This window comes from Streptomyces sp. DSM 40750 (assembly GCF_024612035.1).
Classification (GTDB): Bacteria; Actinomycetota; Actinomycetes; order Streptomycetales; family Streptomycetaceae; genus Streptomyces.
The window spans coordinates 2,025,351-2,043,539 of sequence record NZ_CP102513.1; the positions used below are offsets into that span (position 1 = coordinate 2,025,351).

Genomic DNA, 18,189 nt, shown 5'->3' on the forward strand with positions numbered 1-18,189 from the left:
GCACGATCGGCGAGCACTTCGCACAGGAACCGCCACTGCTGCGGCTTTTCACATGTATTCCGCCGCCGCGTCCAGCAGCCAGTCCGCCAGATAGCCGGCGAAGGAGGAGCGGACCAGTACCCAGAATCCGGCCCCGGGTTCGTCCCGGGCGACCAGGACGATCTGGGTGCGGCCGAGGGTGGTCTGGGCGCAGCGTCCGGCGCCGAAGGCGCGCGGGTGCAGGTCCAGGGCACAGCCGTGGGCCAGGAGGTCGCGGGCGCGGGGGCCCGCCACGAGGAGCGTGGTGCGCTGGGCGGAGACGTCGGTGACGGAGACGGGCTCGTCTGCTGCGGCCGTCCGGATCCGGCTCTCCAGGTCCCGTTCCCCGCCGGGCGGGCCCACCAGCAGCCACTCGTCGGGGCCGAGCCACAACGCGGCCAACTCCCCGGCGCGTACGACGGTGTTGGGTTCGAGGGGCAGTTGGAGGTCCAGCGCGAGGCCGATGGCGTCGGCCGCCGCTCCCTTGGCGTCGAGGCGCACGTCGAGCTGGGTCAGGAAGGGGAGTTCGGCCAGCCGGACCGCGCCCTGGGAGGTGCGGGTGGCGGTGGCCAGGCGGTCGGCGGCGTGGGCCAGGGGGCTGCGGGGCGGGGCGGTGAGTGCGGTGTCAGCCATCGCGACGGGCTCCCTCGGGGTCGTAGAGGACGGGGCTTGCGACGGTCACCGGGACCAGCCGGTCGCCCACGGGGGCGTACAGCCGCTCACCGACGCGGTCCCGGCCGCCCTTGATCAGGGCGAGCGCGAAGGTCCGGCCGAGGGCGGCGCTGCGGTAGCTGGAGGTGACGTGGCCGAGCATCGGGACGGGCGGGGCGGGCAGCACGCTGTCGGCGACGAGGTGGGTGCCTTCGGGGAGGAAGGTGGCCGGGTCCTCCGGGAGCAGGCCGACCAGGTGCTTGCGGTCGGCGCGGAGGGTGTCGGCGCGGGCGTAGGAGCGCTTGCCGATGAAGTCGGGCTTCTTCTTCGAGACCACCCAGTTCATGCCGAGGTCCTGGGGGGTGACGGTGCCGTCGGTGTCCTGGCCGATGATGGGGTAGCCCTTCTCGGCGCGCAGGACGTGCATGGTCTCGGTGCCGTAGGGGGTGATGCCGTACGGGGCTCCGGCCTCGTACAGCGCCTGCCAGAGGGTGAGGGCGTCCCACGGTGACACGTTGATCTCGTAGGCCAGTTCGCCGGAGAAGCTGATCCGGCAGACCCGGGCCTCGATGCCCGCGACGGTTGTCCCGCGCCATGCCATGAACGGGAAGTCGTCGTTGGAGACGGCCAGTTCGGGCGCCAGTGTGCCCAGGACGTCGCGGGAGCGGGGGCCGACGAGTGCGACGGTGGCCCACTGTTCGGTCACGGATGTGCAGTGGACCTTCAGCTCGGGCCACTCGGTCTGCAGCCACTCCTCCATCCAGTCCAGTACGGCGGCCGCGTTGCCCGTCGTGGTGGTGACCAGGAAGCGGTCCTGGGCGAGGCGGATGACCGTACCGTCGTCGAAGAGCATGCCGTCCAGGCGGCACATCACGCCGTAGCGGATCATGCCGACCTTCAGGGTGCTCATCATGTTGGTGTAGAGCCGGTCGAGGAAGACGGCGGCGTCCGGGCCCTGGACGTCGATCTTGCCGAGGGTGGAGGCGTCCATGAAGGCGACGCCTTCGCGGGCGGCGGCGCACTCGCGCAGCACCGCGGCCTCCATGTCCTCGCCGTCCTGCGGGTAGTACCAAGGGCGCTTCCACTGACCGACGTTCTCGAAGAGGGCGCCGTGCTCGACATGCCAGGGGTGCAGGGCCGTCGTGCGGATCGGGTCGTGCAGCGCGCCGCGGTCGCGGCCGGCGAGCGTGGCGAAGGAGACGGGGGTGTAGGGGGGACGGAAGGTGGTCGTGCCGAGCGCGGAGATGTCGACGCCGAGCAGTTCGGCGACGACGCCGCTGGCCAGGACCCCGGACGTCTTGCCCTGGTCGTTGGCGGTGCCGGCCGTGGTGTAGCGCTTGGTGTGCTCGACCGAGCGCATACCGGCGCCGGTCGCGCGGGTCAGGTCGTCGACGGTGACATCGCGTTGGAGGTCGACGAAGCGGGGTGCGCCGGAGGCACCGGGGACGACGTACACATGCATGGGCGGGGTCTGCGGCGGGGCGGCCGCGTGCGGGAGGCGGGGCGTCTGCGGGGTGTAGCCCTCGGCCTCGATCGCGCGGGCGCCGGCGGCCGCGCCCTGTGCGAGCACCCCGGCGAGGTCGAGCACGCCGCTCGCGCTGCCCGCGACCTCGACCGCCTGACGGCAGGTGTCGGGGACGAAGGAGCCCAGTGCCTCGTCGTGACGCAGCTTGCCGCCCGCCTGGCTGAACAGGTGCGCCACGGGGTTCCAGCCGCCGGAGACCAGCAGGAGATCGGCGGCGAACTCCCGCTGTCCCGCGGACTCTCCGTACGGGGCGACGGTCACGGCGGTGAGACGTGCGTCGCCCTGAGTGCCGGTGACGGCGTGCCCGGTCAGCACCTCGATGCCGGCCTGCCGCGCGTGCCGCGCCCACTCCCCCGGTTCGGGGCGGGTGTCGACGATCGCCGCGATGTCCACGCCCGCCGCGGCGAGGTCCAGAGCTGACGCGTAGGCACTGTCGTTGGTGGTGAAGACGACCGCGTGGCGGCCGGGCAGGACGCCGTGGCGGTTGGCGTAGGTGCGGGCCGAGGCGGCCAGCATCACGCCGGGGCGGTCGTTGTCCGCGAAGGCGAGTGAACGCTCGTGGGCGCCGGTGGCGAGGACGACGCGGCTCGCGCGGATGCGCCAGACGCGTTCGCGGGAGACGTTCTCGGGGGCGTCCGCGCCCAGGTGGTTGGTGCGGCGCTCGACGGCGAGGAGGTGGTTGTCGTCGTAGTAGCCGAAGACGGTGGTGCGGCGCAGTACGCGGACCTCGGGGGCGGTGTCGAGTTGTCCGGCGATCTCTTCGGCCCAGTCGAGGTGTTCGCCCGTGCCCAGGAGGCTGCCGCCCGGCTCCGGTTGGTCGTCGGCGAGGATCACGCGGGCGCCGCTCCTCGCTGCCGCCGCCGCGGCCGCGAGGCCGGCCGGGCCCGCGCCGACGATCAGCAGGTCGCAGTGGGCGTGCACGGCGTCGTAGCGGGCCGGGTCGGGCTCGGTGGCGAGGCGGCCCTGGCCGGGGAGGCTGCTCGCCACGAGGCCGTCGTACAGCTCGACGGTCGTGGCCGGCAGCATCGGCTCCGGGAAGGGGGCCTCGATCTGGATCACGGCGTTGGGTTCCTCGACGCCGGCCGAGAAGATGCCTCGGGGGCGGCCGAGTCTGATGCTGGTGCCGGTCCCGATGACGCCGTTGGCGAGGAGGGCGGAGGCGAGGGTGTCGCCGCGGTAGCCCTGGTATTCGGTGCCGTCGAAGGTGAAGGTGAGGGGGGCTTCGCGGTCGATTCGGCCGCGGGTGGCGTGGCGGAACGGCTGCCCCGCGGCGGAGCCGCTGATGGATGCGGCGCCCCCGCCGCCCTTACCCGTCCCGTCCTGGGGGCTGCCGCCCCCGGACCCCGGCTTCGGCCCCGAATGGGCCTCGTGCTCAAACGCCGGACGGGCTGGTTGTGCCGGACGTGGCTGAGAGGTGACCGGACGTGACTCCACTGTCGCCGGGCGTTCCTCACCCGTCCTGTACACCGCCAGGATCTCGTTCGTCGCCGTGTCCCGCACCGCGTTGAACCACTTGCGGCAGCCCGCGGCGTGGCTCCAGCGCTCGGCGAACGGGCCCTTCGGGTTGTCGCGGAAGAACAGGTAGCGGGCCCACTCCTCGTCGGTGAGGGCCGCCGGGTTCTCCGGGTACGGCACGTGGGCCTGGCCGCCGTAGTGGAACTCGGCCTCGTCGCGGAGCCCGCACCACGGGCAGGTGATGAGCAGCATGGTTGGGCTCCCTAGTGGGCCACCGCGGCCGCGCCGTGCTCGTCGACGAGCGCGCCGGTGGTGAAACGGTCGAGCGAGAAGGGGGCGTTGAGGGGGTGGGGGGTGTCGTGGGCGATGGTGTGGGCGTAGACCCAGCCGACGCCCGGGGTGGCCTTGAAACCGCCCGTTCCCCAGCCGCAGTTGAGGTAGAGGTTGTCGACCGGGCTGAGGCCGATGATCGGGGAGGCGTCGGGGCTGACGTCGACGATGCCGCCCCAGGTGCGCAGCACGTGGGCGCGAGCGAAGACCGGGAAGAGCTCCAGGGCCGCGGACATCTGCTCTTCGATGATGTGGAACGCGCCGCGCTGCGTGTAGGAGTTGTACGAGTCGATGCCCGCGCCCATGACCAGCTCGCCCTTGTGGGCCTGGCTGACGTACACGTGGACCGCGTTGGACATGACGACCGTCGGGTGCACCGGCTCCAGCAGCTCCGACACGAGTGCCTGCAACGGGTGGCTCTGCAAAGGGAGTTCGATGCCGGCCATCGCGGCGAGGACCGAGGTGTGGCCTGCCGAGCAGAGCGCCACCTTGCCCGCCGCGATGGGGCCCAGGGTCGTCTGGACGCCGACCACCCGGCCGCCGACCACGTCCAGGCCGGTGACCTCACAGTTCTGGATGATGTCGATGCCCGCGGCGTCCGCCGAACGGGCCAGGCCCCATGCCACGTGGTCGTGCTTGGCGATGCCTGCCCGTGGCTGGTAGGTGCCGCCCAGGACCGGATAGCGCACGTCCGGGGAGATGTTGACGATCGGGCAGACTTCCTTGACTCCGTCCGCGTCGAGCCACTCCGCGTCGACGCCGTTGAGCCGGTTCGCCTCGACGCGGCGCACGCTGTCGCGGACGTCCTGGAGGCTGTGGGCGAGGTTCAGCACGCCGCGCTGGGAGAAGAGGATCGGGTAGTCGAGCTCCTCGGCCAGCCCCTCCCACAGTTTGAGCGCGTGCTCGTAGATGCCGGCGCTCTCGTCCCACAGGTAGTTGGAGCGGATGATGGTGGTGTTGCGGGCCATGTTGCCGCCCGCCAGCCAACCCTTCTCCAGCACGGCGACGTTGGTGATGCCGTGGTTCTTCGCCAGGTAGTGGGCGGTGGCGAGGCCGTGTCCGCCGCCGCCCACGACGATCACGTCGTACGAGCGCTTCGGCTCCGGCGTGCGCCACAGCCAGTCGGGGTGTTCGGGCAGCTCGGCGCCGGGAGTACGGGGGCTCATCGGACGTCTCCGTCTTGTGAGAGGTGCGGACAGAGCGGGTGGGTGGGGGCCGGCGCGTTCATACGGCGTTCGCGTTCCTCTCGGCGGCCTCGACGACGTTGGCGAGGAGCATCGCCCGCGTCATGGGCCCCACTCCCCCGGGCATCGGGGCGAGCCATCCGGCGACCTGGGCGGCGTCCGGGTGCACATCGCCGGCCAGGCCCTCGTCGGTGCGGGTGATACCGACGTCCAGGACGGCCGCGCCGGGGCGCAGCATGTCCTTGGTGATCAGCCCGGGTGAGCCGGCCGCCGCGACGACGATGTCGGCCTCGCGTACATGCCAGGCCAGGCCCTTGGTTCCGGTGTGGCAGAGGGTGACGGTGGCGTTCTCGGACCTGCGGGTGAGGAGCAGGCCGAGGGGCCGTCCCACGGTGATGCCGCGTCCGATCACGCAGACCCGCGCCCCGGCGAGCGGCACCTCGTACCGGCGGAGCAGTTCGACGATGCCACGCGGGGTGCAGGGCAGCGGTGCCGCTTCGCCGAGGACGAGCCGGCCGAGGCTGACCGGGTGCAGTCCGTCGGCGTCCTTGGCCGGGTCCATGCGTTCCAGGACGGCGCCCGCGTCCAGGTGGCGCGGGAGCGGCAGCTGGACGATGTAGCCGGTGCAGGCCGGGTCGGCGTTGAGTTCGTCGATGACGTCCTCGACCTGCCGCTGCGTCGCGTCGGCGGGCAGTTCGTGACGGATCGAGGCGATGCCCACCTGAGCGCAGTCCCGGTGCTTGCCGCCGACGTAGGCACGGCTGCCGGGGTCGTCACCGACCAGGACCGTGCCCAGGCCGGGCGGGCGGCCGCCGTTCGCGGTCAGTTTGGCCACGCGCTCGGCGAGTTCGCGGCGGATGTCGGCGGCGGTCGCCTTGCCGTCGAGCAGTTGTGCGTTCACCGACGGTACTCCTTCCAACAGGCCTGAGGCGGAGCGCCCTCCACGGGCGCGGGGAACTGCGCGACCAGCCACAACCGACCCGCAGCCGCCCAACAACCCGTCCCGGCACCCCCTTCGAACCACTCACCCACGGAGGCGGGACATGGTCGGGTCGAACAACGGCTCCTCGGCCACGACCGCCTCGACGCGCTGGTCGAAATAGCCGATGTGCACGGTGGTCCCAGGCGCCGTGAGCTCCGTCGGCAGCCAGGCGTACGCGATCCCCTTGCCGATCGTGTAGCCGTACGCGGCGCTCGTGACGTAGCCGACCGCCCGGTCACCGTCGTACACCGGCTCCTTGCCCATGACGACCGAGTGCGGGTCGTCGATGGTGAGGCAGGTGAGCTTGCGTCGTACGTCGCCCTTGCGGCGCTCCAGGGCCGCCTTGCCGATGAAGTCGCCCTTGTCGAGCTTGACGGCGAAGCCGACGCCCGCCTCGTACGGGTCGTGCTCGTAGGTCATGTCGGTGCCGAAGGAGCGGTAGCCCTTCTCCAGGCGGAGGCTGTTGAAGGCGCCCCGGCCGGCGATGACGCCGCCGAGCGGCCGGGCGGCGGCCCAGAGGGTGTCCCACAGCTTCTGTCCCAGGTCGGCCGTGGTGTACAGCTCCCAGCCGAGCTCGCCGACGTACGACAGTCGCATGGCCGTCACCGGGACGGAGCCGATGTGGGCGCGCTTGGCGCGGAAGTACTTCAGGCCGTCGTTCGAGAAGTCCTCGTCCGTCAGGGGCTGCAGGACCTTACGGGCGAGCGGGCCCCAGAGGCCGATGCAGCACGTGCCGGGCGTGATGTCGCGGACCTGTACCGCGCCGTCGGCGGGGAGGTGGCGGGTGAACCAGTCGAGGTCGAGGTTGCCGTTGGCTCCGACCTGGAAGACGTCGCGGGCGAGGCGGGCGACGGTGATGTCGCTGCGGATGCCGCCGTCGTGATCCAGCAGCAGCGTGTACGTCACCGAGCCGACGGACTTGGCGACCTTGCTCGTGGTCAGGCGCTCCAGGAAGTCGGCGGCGCCGGGACCGGTGACCTCCAGGCGCTTGAGGGCCGTCATGTCGTACATCGCGACGGTCTCACGGGTGGCCTGGGCCTCGGCGCCGACGACGGGCGACCAGTACCGCGCGGCCCAGTCGTTCGGGGTCGGGATGGAGCGGCCCTCCACGAGGGAGGCGTTCGCCTCGTACCACTGCGGGCGCTCCCAGCCGTTCGCCTCCAGGAAGACGGCGCCGTGCTCCTGCTGGCGGGCGTGGAAGGGGCTGGTGCGGATCGGGCGCGGCTTCCCCGAGGGCTGGAGGGGGTGGAGGATGTCGTAGACCTCGACGAAGTTCTGGCAGTCGCGGGCCAGGACGTACTCCGGGGACAGCTGGTGCGGCTCGAAGCGGTTGACGTCGCACTCGTGCAGGTCGAAGGAGGAGCAGTAGCCGTCGACCAGCCATTCGGCGACGGCCCGGCCGACACCCGCCGAGTGCGTGACCCACACCGCCTCCGCGACCCAGAAGCCCTTGACGTCCGGGGATTCGCCGAGGAGCGGGTAGCCGTCGGTGGTGAAGGAGAACAGGCCGTTGATGCCCTCCTCGACCTTGGCCTCCGCCGTCGCCGGCAGCAGCGACTGGGTCTCGGTCCAGGCGTCGGCGAAGTCCTCCTCGGTGAACTTCATGACCGACGGCATGTCGTCGGCCTCGTCCACGGAGAGGATGTCGTCGGCGGTGATGGGCATCGGGCGGTGGCCGTAGTAGCCGATGCCGATGCCGTCGAAGCGGTCGCGGTAGTAGAGGTCGGCGTCCTGGTGGCGCAGGATCGGACGCACCGCCTCCTCGGTCTGGCCGGCCAGTGCCGGTACCGGGCCCGTCCAGGCGAGCTGGTGGGCGAGCGGGGTGAGCGGGAGGTTCATGCCCACCATGCGGGCGATCTTCGGGCCCCAGATGCCGGCGCAGCACACGACGATGTCGGCGGGGATCTCGCCCTGGTCGGTGAGGACTCCGGTCACCTCGCCGTCGGTCTGCGTCACGTCGAGGACTTCGTGGCGGGCGAGGAACCGCACGCCGCGCTCGGTGGCCCGGCGGATCTGCGCCTCGACGGCGAGGACGGCCTTGGCGAGGCCGTCCGTCGGGACCAGGAGGCCGCCGAGGACCCTGTCGCGGTTCACCAGCGGGTGCTGCTCGACGCACTCGTCGGCACTCAGCAGCCGGGCCTCGATGCCCCAGGCGGTGATCCAGCCGTGACGGCGGCGCAGTTCGGTCAGGCGCTCGGGGGTGGTCGCCACTTCGAGGCCGCCGACCTGGAGGAAGCAGGGCTTGCCGTCGACGTCGAGGGAGCAGAACTTCTCGACGGTGTAGCGCGCCAGCTCGGTCATGGTCTTGGACGGGTTCGTCTGGAAGACCAGGCCCGGGGCGTGTGACGAGGAGCCCCCGGTGGCGGGGAGGGGGCCTTGGTCGACCACGGTCACTTCAGTCCAGCCGCGCGCGGAGATCTCGTCCGCGAGTGCCGCGCCAACGACGCCCGCTCCGATGATGACCACTCGGGGTCCCGCCATCGCCGCACCTCCGATTGAAAGCCAGTCCAGCCGGTTCAGTTGCTGTCTGCGCAACATGGTTCAGGTTGCGCAACTCAATGTGCCTGTCCCGGGGAGGCAGTGTCAAGGGGTCCGTGACGCGAGGAAAACGGGCCCCGGACACGGCGATGCCCGGTGGGCGGCGCACACCTGTGCACGCCGCCCACCGGGCATGTTCGACCGCTTTCCGGTTCCGGGTTACTTGATCCAGGCCTCGACCTTGTCGCGGTTGGCGTCGACCCACTTCTTGGCCGCCGCCTCGGGCGTCATCTTGTCCACGGCGATGTACTTGGCCACGGTGTTCTGGTCGTCGTTGGTCCAGTTGAAGTTCTTCACCAGGTCATAGGCCGGGCTGCCCGACTTGGCGAACTTCGTGCTGACGATCTTGTCGAGGACGTAGACGGGGTAGTCGCAGGCGACCTTCTCCTCGTCGGCGTCGCAGCCCGTCTCGTACTTCGGCAGTTCGACCTTGACCAGGGGCACCTCGGCCATGAACCACTGCGGCTCGTAGAAGTAGCCGATCACCCATTCCTTGTTCTTCTCCGCATTGCGGAAGGCCTGGATGAGGGCGGTCTCACTGCCCGCGTACACCACGTTGAAGTCCAGCTTCAGGTTCTTCACCAGGGCCGCGTCGTTGGTGACGAACGACGGGTCACCGTCGAGGAGTTGGCCCTTGCCGCCCGACTCCGAGGTCTTGAACTTGTCGGCGTACTTGTTGAGGTTCTCCCAGTTGGTGATGTCCGGGTGCTCCTTCGCCAGCCACGGCGGCACGTACCAGCCGATCAGACCTTCGTTGCCGGTCGCACCGGCCTCGACGGCGGTCTTCTGGTCGGTGATGTACTTCTTCTTCAGGTCGTCGTGACCCCAGTTCTCGATGACGGTGTCGACCTCACCCGTCCCGAAGCCCTGCCAGGCGATCTCTTCCTTCAGGTCCTTCTTGGTGACCTTGCAGCCGAGGTCGTTCTCCGCGACGTGCGCGACGACCGCCGCGTTCGCCTCATAGCCCACCCAAGGGTTGACGGCGAGATTGAAGGTTCCGCACTTGCCGGAGCTGCCCGAGCTGTCCGCGCCCGAGGAGTCGTCACCGACCTTCGCACCGCCGCAGGCGGTGAGGGCGAGACCGAGAACGGCCAGTCCGGCCACGCCGGCTCTCCACTGTCGTACTTGTGTTGCCATGGTCAGTGCTCCTTATTACGCGCTTACGCGTCGCGCCGCTGCCTGAGTGATCCGGTCGAACATGACTCCGAGAAGGACGATGGCGAGCCCCGCCGCAAGCCCCTTCCCGTACAGCTGCCCCTGGGAGAATCCGGCCACGACGTCGTAGCCGAGGGCGCCCGCTCCTACCAGGCCGCCCACAACAACCATCGACAGCACGTAGATCAGGCCCTGGTTGGTGGCGAGCGTCAGGGCACTGCGTGACATCGGCAGTTGAACCTTGGTGATGATCTGCAGGGTGTTGCACCCGGCGGACGTGGCCGCTTCGACGGTGGTCCCGGGCACGGCTCGCACCCCGTCCGCGATGATTTTGATGGCGATCGGCGCCGCGTAGACGATCGCGGCGACGATGGCCGTGAAGCGAGTCGGGCCGAACAGCGCCAGGAACGGCACGAGATAGACGAACGGCGGCATGACCTGCGCCGCGTCCAGAGTGGGCCGCAGCACCCGGTCCACAAGCGGGCTGCGCCCCATCCACACCCCGACGGTCACGCCGAGCACCATCACCAGCACCGTCGCGACGAGGGTCGACGCCAGCGTCGTCATGCTGTCCGACCACACGCCCGTGCCTACCAGCAGGCCCACGCAGACGGCCGCGGTGACGCCGGCCCGCCAGCCGCCGAGCACCACGCCGAGCGCGATCACCACCACGCCGACGAGCCACCAGGGGGAGTCGGTGAGCAACGACTGGAACGGGTTGAGCAGGCCGTAGGTGACGCCGTCGCGGAAGGCGTTGGTGATGCCCGAGAGGCTGTCCTGCACCCAGGTGGTCGCGGTGGTCGTCCCGCTCGCGATGGAGCTGCCGATGCCGCCCTCGCCGGGGAACTCCGCCGCCCACATGTAGGTGTGCGACATGTAGACGAGGACAGCCGTGACCACGCCGCCCGCGGCCAGCAGCGGCCGCCGCCAGGTGACGAACCGGCCGCTTGAGCGCCGGGCCGTCTCCTGGCGTGCGCTGGCCGCGGTGGTGACCCGGTCGAGGACGATCGCCATGACGACGATGGCGAGGCCCGCGTTGAAAGCCGTACCCACGTCGAGCGACTGCAGTGCCTGCAGAACGGTATGGCCGAGGCCGGGCGCGTCGATCAGGGCCGCGATGGTCACCATGGCCAGGGCGGCCATGATCGACTGGTTGACGCCCATCACCACGGTCCGCTTGGACATCGGCAGCAGGACCTTCAGCAGCGCCTGCCACCGTGTCGCACCGAGCGAGTCGGCCGCCTCGACCGTGGTCTCCGGTACGGACCGAATGGCGTGGGCGGTGATACGGATCGCGGGCGGAGCCGCGTAGATCACGGTGGCGATCGTGGCGGAGGCGCCGCCGATCTGGAAGAAGAGGGTCAACGGGGCCAGGTAGACGAAGGTGGGCATCGTCTGCATGAAGTCCAGGAAGGGCGTCACGATCCGGTTGAACCGGTCGGACAGTCCCGCCCACACACCCAACGGGATCGCGAACAGCAGCGCCACGAAGACCGCGGAGACGGTGAGCGCCAGGGTGTCCATGCTCTCCTGCCACAGGCCCTGCAGCCCGAAGAAGGTGAAGCCGGCCACGGCCAGGAGGGCGACCCGCCAGTTGCCCACGGCCCAGGAGACGTAGCCCGCGATGCCGACGACACCGAGCCACCCGATCTGCGGGACGGGCCGGCCGACGGAGGGCTGTGAGATCAGTTCCTGGACGAAGGTCACCAGGGTGTCGATGACCAGACGGATCTCGTTGAAGAAGTACAGGAAGAGCGGGTTGGAGTTGCGGTTGGCGCCGATGGCGTCGTTGAGGTCGTTGATCCACCGGTGCAGATCCGTGAGGTCGGCGGCGGCCAGGGTGAGGGTCTGTTTTCCGCGCAGCACGGCGAAGAGCACCAGCCAGGCGATCAGGATCACCGCGACGACCGTGCCGCGCCCGACTCTGCGGGTGCGGGCGGCGGCCGCGGCGGCCGGGGCCGCGGCGTCCGTCTTCTGCGGGCGTTCCGGCTTCTGCGGTTGTTCCGGTTTCTCCACGGCGACCGTCATCACATGCCGCCTTCCTGCCCGGCGACCACCGCGAGGATCTCCTCGTCGCCGACGATGCCGAGCAGCTCACCGTTCTCGACGACCTTGACCGGCTTGTCGGCCGCCAGGACCGCCCGGGTGGCCTCCTTCACCACGACGTCCGGTCCCAGCTCGGGGCCGTCCAGGGCGTCGCCGTCCTCGACCGGGCGCATGATCCATCGCAGGGTGAGCACGTCGCCGCGCGGGACGTCCTTGACGAACTCGCGTACGTAGTCGTCGGCCGGGGCCCCCACCAGCTCGTCGCCGGTGCCGCACTGGACCATCTTGCCGTCGCGCATGATGAGGATGCGGTCACCGAGCTTGAGGGCCTCGGAGAGGTCGTGGGTGATGAACACCATCGTCTTGCCGACCTCGTGGTGCAGCCGGATGACCTCGTTCTGCATGTCACGGCGGATGAGCGGGTCGAGTGCCGAGAAGGGTTCGTCGAAGAAGAGGACGTCCGGGTCGCCGGCCAGCGCCCGGGCGAGGCCGACGCGCTGCTGCATACCGCCGGAGAGCTGGTCGGGGTAGGAGTTCTCGTAGCCGGAGAGACCGACCAGTTCGACGACCTCCAGAGCCCGCCTGGTGCGCTCCGCCCTGCTCATGCCGCGGATCTCCAGACCGAAGGCCACGTTGTCGACGACGCGACGGTGGGGCAGCAGCCCGAAGTGCTGGAAGACCATGGAGAACTTACGGCGTCTGAGGTCGCGCAGGCGTTTGGCGTCGGCGTCGCGGATGTCCTCGCCCTCGAAGACGATCTCCCCGGCGGTGGGTTCGATCAGCCGGGTCAGACATCGCACCAGCGTGGACTTGCCGGAGCCGGACAGACCCATGACGACGAAGACCTCGCCCTTGCGGACGTCGAAGTTCACATCGCGTACGGCGGCGGTGCAGCCCGTACGGTCCATGAGCTCACGGCGGGTGAGGCCGCACAGTTCCTCGGACTCCGGCACCCGGTCGGCCTTCGGCCCGAACACCTTCCACAGCCGGCGCACGGATATGACCGGAGTACCGTCCGAGTCCTCGGGGGTGCTGCGCCGCTGCGGCGCCTCGGTCTGTGTTGGGGTCACGATCGACCTCTTCTCGGCATTCAGCCGCGGAACCAGTGTTGCGGCCGGGGTTGGATGTTCTGCCAGATGTGCTTGGGCTCTCGGTACTCGTTCAGGCCGGTCGGTCCCAGCTCCCGGCCCACGCCCGAGTGCCCGAAGCCACCCCATTCCGCTTGCGGCACATAGGGGTGGTAGTCGTTGATCCACACCGTGCCGTGGCGCAGCCGCCGGGCGACCCGCTGGGCCTTGCCCGCGTCCTGCGTCCAGACGGCTCCGGCGAGTCCGTACTCGGTGTCGTTGGCGATACGTACGGCGTCGTCCTCGTCGGTGAAGCGCTCCACGGTGAGCACGGGCCCGAAGGACTCCTCGTGCACCACGCGCATGTCCTGCCGGCACTCGTCGAGAACGGTCGGCGGGTAGTAGTAGCCGTCTCCGAGGGCCGGGTCGTCGGGACGTTCGCCGCCGCAGCGCAGGACGGCACCCTCGGCGAGCCCGGCCGCGACGTAGGCCTCGACCTTATCCCGGTGCTGGGCGGAGACCAGCGCCCCGGTCTCGGCCTCGGGGTCGAAGGGGCCGCCGAGGCGAATCTGCCGGGCGCGGCGTACGACCTCGTCGACGAAGCGGTCGTGGAGCGAGTCCTCGACGATCAGCCGGGCGCCGGCCGAGCAGACCTGGCCCGAGTGCAGGAAGACGGCCGTGAGAGCGAAGTCCACGGCCGTCTCGAAGTCGGCGTCGGCGAAGACCACGTTCGGGTTCTTGCCGCCCAGCTCCAGCGCCACCTTCTTCACTGTCGCCGCGGCGGTGGCCATGATCCGCTTGCCGGTCTCCAGTCCCCCGGTGAAGGAGACCATGTCGACACGTGGGTCCTCGGAGAGCGGGGCGCCCACCTCGGGCCCGGTGCCCAGGACGAGGTTGGCGGCGCCGGCCGGCAGCCCGGCCTCCTGAAGCGCCTTCATCAGCAGGATCGAGGAGGAGGGGGTCAGTTCACTGGGCTTGAGGACGATCGTGTTGCCGGCGAGCAGGGCCGGGGCGACCTTCCAACTGGCCTGCAGCAGTGGGTAGTTCCAGGGAGTGATGAGCCCGCACACGCCGATGGGCTCGTAGACCACACGACTGACGGCGTCGTCGCGTCCGGTGTCGATCACCCGGCCGGCGTCGGTGCCGCCGAGGCCGCCGTAGTAGCGGAAGCAGGAGACGACATCGGCGATGTCGTACTCGCTCTCCACCAGCCGCTTGCCGCTGTCCAGCGACTCGGCGCGGGCGAATTCCTTGGCGTCGCGCTCGATGAGGTCCGCGGTGCGCAGCAGCAGGGCGCCACGCTCCCGCTCGGGAGTGTCCGGCCAGAGTCCCCCGTCGAAGGCATCGCGGGCCGCGGCGATCGCCGCCTCGGCGTCGGGACGCGTCCCCTCCGAGACGGTCGCGGTGAGCGAGCCGTCAGCGGGACAGCGGATCTCCCGGCGCCCTCCGGCGACCGGATCCCGCCATTCCCCAGCCACATACAGATCTGCCACGCGCCAAGCCCTTCAGGGGATATTCGTTGCGCATCGTGCATTCAATTGCTTGTGGTGGAACACCCTTACGAACACATAGACCTACGTCAAGGGGTTCGCGGATGACGATTTCGCCATGAGAGCACTTGCCCGGCCACTCTTGACCGCAGGCGCCACCGAGCCGACCATGTTGCGTATCGCTCACCATGTTGTGCAATACGCACCGACGGAGGCCGTCATGTCCCCTCGACCGCAACCTGGCCGTGAGTACATCCTCACCCTCTCCTGTCCCGACAGCGCCGGACTGGTCCACGCAGTGAGCGGCTTCCTCGTCAGGAACTCGGGCAACATCCTGGAGAGCCAGCAATTCGATGATCGACTCCAGGACCGATTCTTCATGAGGGTCCATTTCGACGTCTCCGATCCGGACGCGAACATGAAAACTCTGCGTTACCGGTTCGGTCCCGTGGCCGAGGCGTACCGCATCTCCTGGACCCTGACCGAGGCGTCGACCCCGACCCGGACACTCATCATGGTGTCCAGGTTCGGCCACTGCCTGAACGACCTGCTCTTCCGCTGCCGCACCGGCGCCCTCAACATCGAGATCCCCGCGATCGTCTCCAACCACCAGGACTTCGAGGGACTGGCGCAGACGTACGGCATCCCCTTCCACCACATCCCGGTCACCAGGGACACCAAGGCCGAGGCCGAGGCGCGCCTGCTGGAGCTGGTCCGCGAACTGGACATCGACCTCGTGGTGCTGGCCCGCTACATGCAGATCCTCTCCGACGACCTGTGCAAGCAGCTCGAAGGCCGCGCCATCAACATCCACCACTCCTTCCTCCCCAGCTTCAAGGGCGCGAAGCCGTACGACCAGGCCTACGACCGGGGCGTGAAGCTCGTCGGCGCCACCGCCCACTACGTCACCCCGGACCTGGACGAGGGACAGATCATCGAGCAGGACGTGGTCCGGGTCGACCACTCCCTCGACCCCGGCGACCTGGTCACGGTCGGCCGGGACGTCGAGGCACAGGTCCTCGCCCACGCGGTGAAGTGGCACAGCGAGAGCCGCGTCATGGTGGCCGGCAACCGCACGGTGGTCTTCCGCTGAGCGATGCGGCACGACTGGGGGCGGGGCTGGAACTCCAGCCCCGCCCCGCGTTGTATACGCGTTCCGGCGCCGGGGTCCAGAACGTGGACTCAGCCCCCGAGCCGCTCAAGCAGGGCGCGGCGCCACCGCTCGGTCTCGGCGATCTGGTTGAACGTGAACAGGTGCAGACCCGCCACACCCGCCGAAGGCACGTCGAGCGTCTCCTCGGTACGCGTCAGCAGCCTCTCCGGCGCATATCCCCCAGGCGTCGCGAACCGCAGGAACCACGAGGCGTGCTTCGTCAGGAAGCGCGTCGACTCGCCCACGCCGATCTTCGTCGCCATCGACAGCAACTTCGCCCGCTGCACGGGCCCCGCGACGCCCAGATGAACAGGCAGGCGGACATCCCGACGCCGTATCCGGGCGATCCAGTCCCCCAGCACGCGCGGGTCGAAGCAGAGGTTGCTCACGATGTACGTGGCGTGCTCGCGCTTGTCCCACATCGCCTGGACGGTGACATCGTCGTGGATGAGCGGATGACTCTCGGGGTAACCGGTGACACCGACGTGGGCGAAGGGCCCGCCCAGCTCACTCAGCCTGCGGAGCACCGGCAGCGCCCCGTCGTAGGCTCCGGCCGGCGGGTCGGCGTCGCCCGCCGGGACGAAGACGTCGTCCACGCCCGCCTCACGGAGCCTGTCGACGACCTCCTTCAGGTGCGCGTCGTCCCGCAGCAGCCGCGCGGGCACATGCGGGACCACGGCGTAGCCGTGCCCCGCCAGTCGGCCGGCGAGGTCGAGGGTCGGTTCCAGGCCCTTGACCGGCGACGCCGTCACGGTGACCACGACGTCGCGCGGAACATGGGCGAGGACCTTGTCCTCGGTCGCCTTCGCGGGCAGCACCTCGTAGCGGACGCTGCGCAGCAGCGCCCGGATCCCCGCGGCACCCAACGTCTACCCCGCCTGCTTCTGGGCGTCGCGGTGGCGGTAGTACGCGGCCGTCGACGGCGCCGACGGCTCCTTGCCGAGGATCAGATCGGCGGCCTTCTCCGCGATCATCATCACCGGTGCGTAGATGTTGCCGTTGGTGACGTACGGCATCACCGACGCGTCCACGACGCGCAGGCCCTCCACGCCGTGCACCCGCATGCTGGCGGGGTCGACGACGGACATCTCGTCGGTGCCCATCTTGCAGGTACAGGACGGGTGCAGGGCGGTCTCGCCCTCCTTCGCGACCCAGGCGAGGATCTCCTCGTCCGTCTCCACGGACGGCCCGGGCGAGACCTCCCCGTCGTTGTAGGGGGCGAGCGCGGGCTGGCTGAGGAGCTTGCGGGCCACGCGGATCGCCTCGACCCATTCGCGGCGGTCCTGCTCGGTGGAGAGGTAGTTGAACCGCAGTGCGGGGTGTTCGCGCGGGTCCTTGCTCTTGATCTTCACCGAGCCGATGGCGTCGGAGTACATGGGGCCCACGTGCACCTGGTAGCCGTGGCCTCCGGAGGGCGAGGAGCCGTCGTAGCGGACGGCGATCGGCAGGAAGTGGAACATCAGGTTGGGGTACTCGACGTCCTCGTTGCTGCGGGCGAAGCCACCTGCCTCGAAGTGGTTGGTGGCGGCCGGGCCCTTGCGGAAGAGCCACTGCAGTCCGATGAAGGGGGCGCGCCACTTCGCCATGTAGGGCTGCATGGAGACCGGCTGCTTGCAGGCGTACTGGACGTAGACCTCCAGGTGGTCCTGCATGTTCTCGCCGACGCCGGGGAGGTCGTGGACGACGTCGATGCCGAGGGCGCTCAGCTCCTCGGCGTTGCCGACGCCGGAGAGCTGCAGCAGCTGCGGGGAGTTGATCGCGCCGCCGCAGAGAATGACTTCCTTGGCGCTGACCTGCTGGAGAGCGCCGCGCCCACGCCGGTACTCGACACCGACGGCCCGCTTGCCCTCGAAGAGCACGCGGGTGACGAGGGCGCGGGTCCTGACCGTGAGGTTGGGCCGTTTCATGACGGGCTTGAGGTACGCCTTCGAGGCCGAGAGCCGGCGTCCGCGGTGGACGTTCCGGTCGAACTTGGCGAAACCTTCCTGCCGGTAGCCGTTGACGTCGTCCGTGGGAGCGTAGCCCGCCTCCTCGGTGGCCTTGAGGAAGGCGCCGAAGAGCGGGTTGGTCGCGGGACCGCGTTCGAGGACGAGGGGGCCGTCATGGCCTCGGAACTCGTCGTCCGGATCGGCCGCGAGACAGTTCTCCATGCGCCGGAAGTACGGCAGGCAGTGCGCGTAGTCCCAGTTCTCCATCCCGGCGTCGGCCGCCCAGCGTTCGTAGTCCAGGGGGTTGCCGCGCTGGAAGATCATGCCGTTGATGCTGCTGGAGCCGCCCAGCACCTTGCCGCGCGCGTGATAGACGCGCCGGCCGCCCATGTGGGGCTCGGGCTCGGACTCGTACTTCCAGTCGTAGAACCGGCTGCCGATCGGATAGGTCAGCGCCGCGGGCATGTGGATGAAGACATCCCAGGGGTAGTCGGACCGGCCGGCCTCCAGCACCAGCACCTGGTTCGCCGGGTCCGCGGAGAGTCTGTTCGCCAATGCACAGCCGGCTGATCCGCCGCCGACGATGACGAAGTCGTATTGCAAGGGAGCCATGGTGCCTCGTCTCGCTCGCGCCGTAGATACGCGAGCATGCTAGTACCGGAGCGCT

General features: G+C 69.8%; 12 protein-coding genes. 1 reads left to right on the forward strand and 11 read right to left on the reverse strand.

The annotated features are described in order from the left end of the window. Positions 1-48 precede the first annotated feature (48 nt). The 9 genes from JIX55_RS08980 to JIX55_RS09020 form a co-directional block, all read right to left on the reverse strand. On the reverse strand, positions 49-651 hold the full coding sequence (locus JIX55_RS08980) for a sarcosine oxidase subunit gamma (protein WP_257562773.1): 603 nt from the start codon (positions 649-651) through the stop codon (positions 49-51). Beyond that, positions 644-3,901 (reverse strand): sarcosine oxidase subunit alpha family protein, encoded by a 3,258-nt coding sequence (locus tag JIX55_RS08985; RefSeq protein WP_257562774.1) that lies wholly within the window; start codon positions 3,899-3,901, stop codon positions 644-646. The genes JIX55_RS08980 and JIX55_RS08985 overlap by 8 nt, the downstream gene beginning before the upstream one ends. Before the next feature lie 11 nt (positions 3,902-3,912). Beyond that, on the reverse strand, positions 3,913-5,145 hold the full coding sequence (locus JIX55_RS08990) for a sarcosine oxidase subunit beta family protein (protein ID WP_257562775.1): 1,233 nt from the start codon (positions 5,143-5,145) through the stop codon (positions 3,913-3,915). Between the two features lie 58 nt (positions 5,146-5,203). Further along, on the reverse strand, positions 5,204-6,064 hold the full coding sequence (locus tag JIX55_RS08995) for a bifunctional methylenetetrahydrofolate dehydrogenase/methenyltetrahydrofolate cyclohydrolase (RefSeq protein WP_257562776.1): 861 nt from the start codon (positions 6,062-6,064) through the stop codon (positions 5,204-5,206). A gap of 123 nt (positions 6,065-6,187) precedes the next feature. After that, positions 6,188-8,626, reverse strand: coding sequence for a GcvT family protein (locus tag JIX55_RS09000; protein ID WP_257562777.1), 2,439 nt, complete (start codon positions 8,624-8,626; stop codon positions 6,188-6,190). A 216-nt stretch (positions 8,627-8,842) separates the two neighbouring features. Beyond that, a complete protein-coding gene (locus JIX55_RS09005) occupies positions 8,843-9,820 on the reverse strand; it encodes an ABC transporter substrate-binding protein (RefSeq protein ID WP_257562778.1) in 978 nt (325 codons plus the stop codon). A gap of 15 nt (positions 9,821-9,835) precedes the next feature. After that, a complete protein-coding gene (locus tag JIX55_RS09010; RefSeq protein WP_257562779.1) occupies positions 9,836-11,866 on the reverse strand; it encodes an ABC transporter permease in 2,031 nt (676 codons plus the stop codon). Beyond that, entirely contained in the window at positions 11,866-12,954 is a 1,089-nt protein-coding gene (locus JIX55_RS09015) for a quaternary amine ABC transporter ATP-binding protein (protein WP_257562780.1), read from the reverse strand. The genes JIX55_RS09010 and JIX55_RS09015 overlap by 1 nt, the downstream gene beginning before the upstream one ends. Before the next feature lie 20 nt (positions 12,955-12,974). Further along, positions 12,975-14,444: an aldehyde dehydrogenase family protein gene (locus tag JIX55_RS09020; protein WP_257562781.1), complete on the reverse strand. Its 1,470-nt coding sequence runs from the start codon at positions 14,442-14,444 to the stop codon at positions 12,975-12,977. Positions 14,445-14,661: 217 nt separating this feature from the next. Between JIX55_RS09020 and purU the strand changes: the two genes are divergently transcribed. Then, entirely contained in the window at positions 14,662-15,534 is an 873-nt protein-coding gene (gene purU / locus JIX55_RS09025) for a formyltetrahydrofolate deformylase (RefSeq protein ID WP_257562782.1), read from the forward strand. 89 nt (positions 15,535-15,623) lie between these two features. On the opposite strand, the gene JIX55_RS09030 is transcribed toward purU, so the two are convergent. Continuing rightward, positions 15,624-16,460, reverse strand: a complete 837-nt coding sequence (locus tag JIX55_RS09030) for a 5,10-methylenetetrahydrofolate reductase (protein ID WP_257562783.1) — start codon at positions 16,458-16,460, stop codon at positions 15,624-15,626. Positions 16,461-16,463: 3 nt separating this feature from the next. Continuing rightward, positions 16,464-18,134, reverse strand: a complete 1,671-nt coding sequence (gene betA, locus JIX55_RS09035) for a choline dehydrogenase (protein WP_257562784.1) — start codon at positions 18,132-18,134, stop codon at positions 16,464-16,466. Positions 18,135-18,189 lie beyond the last annotated feature (55 nt).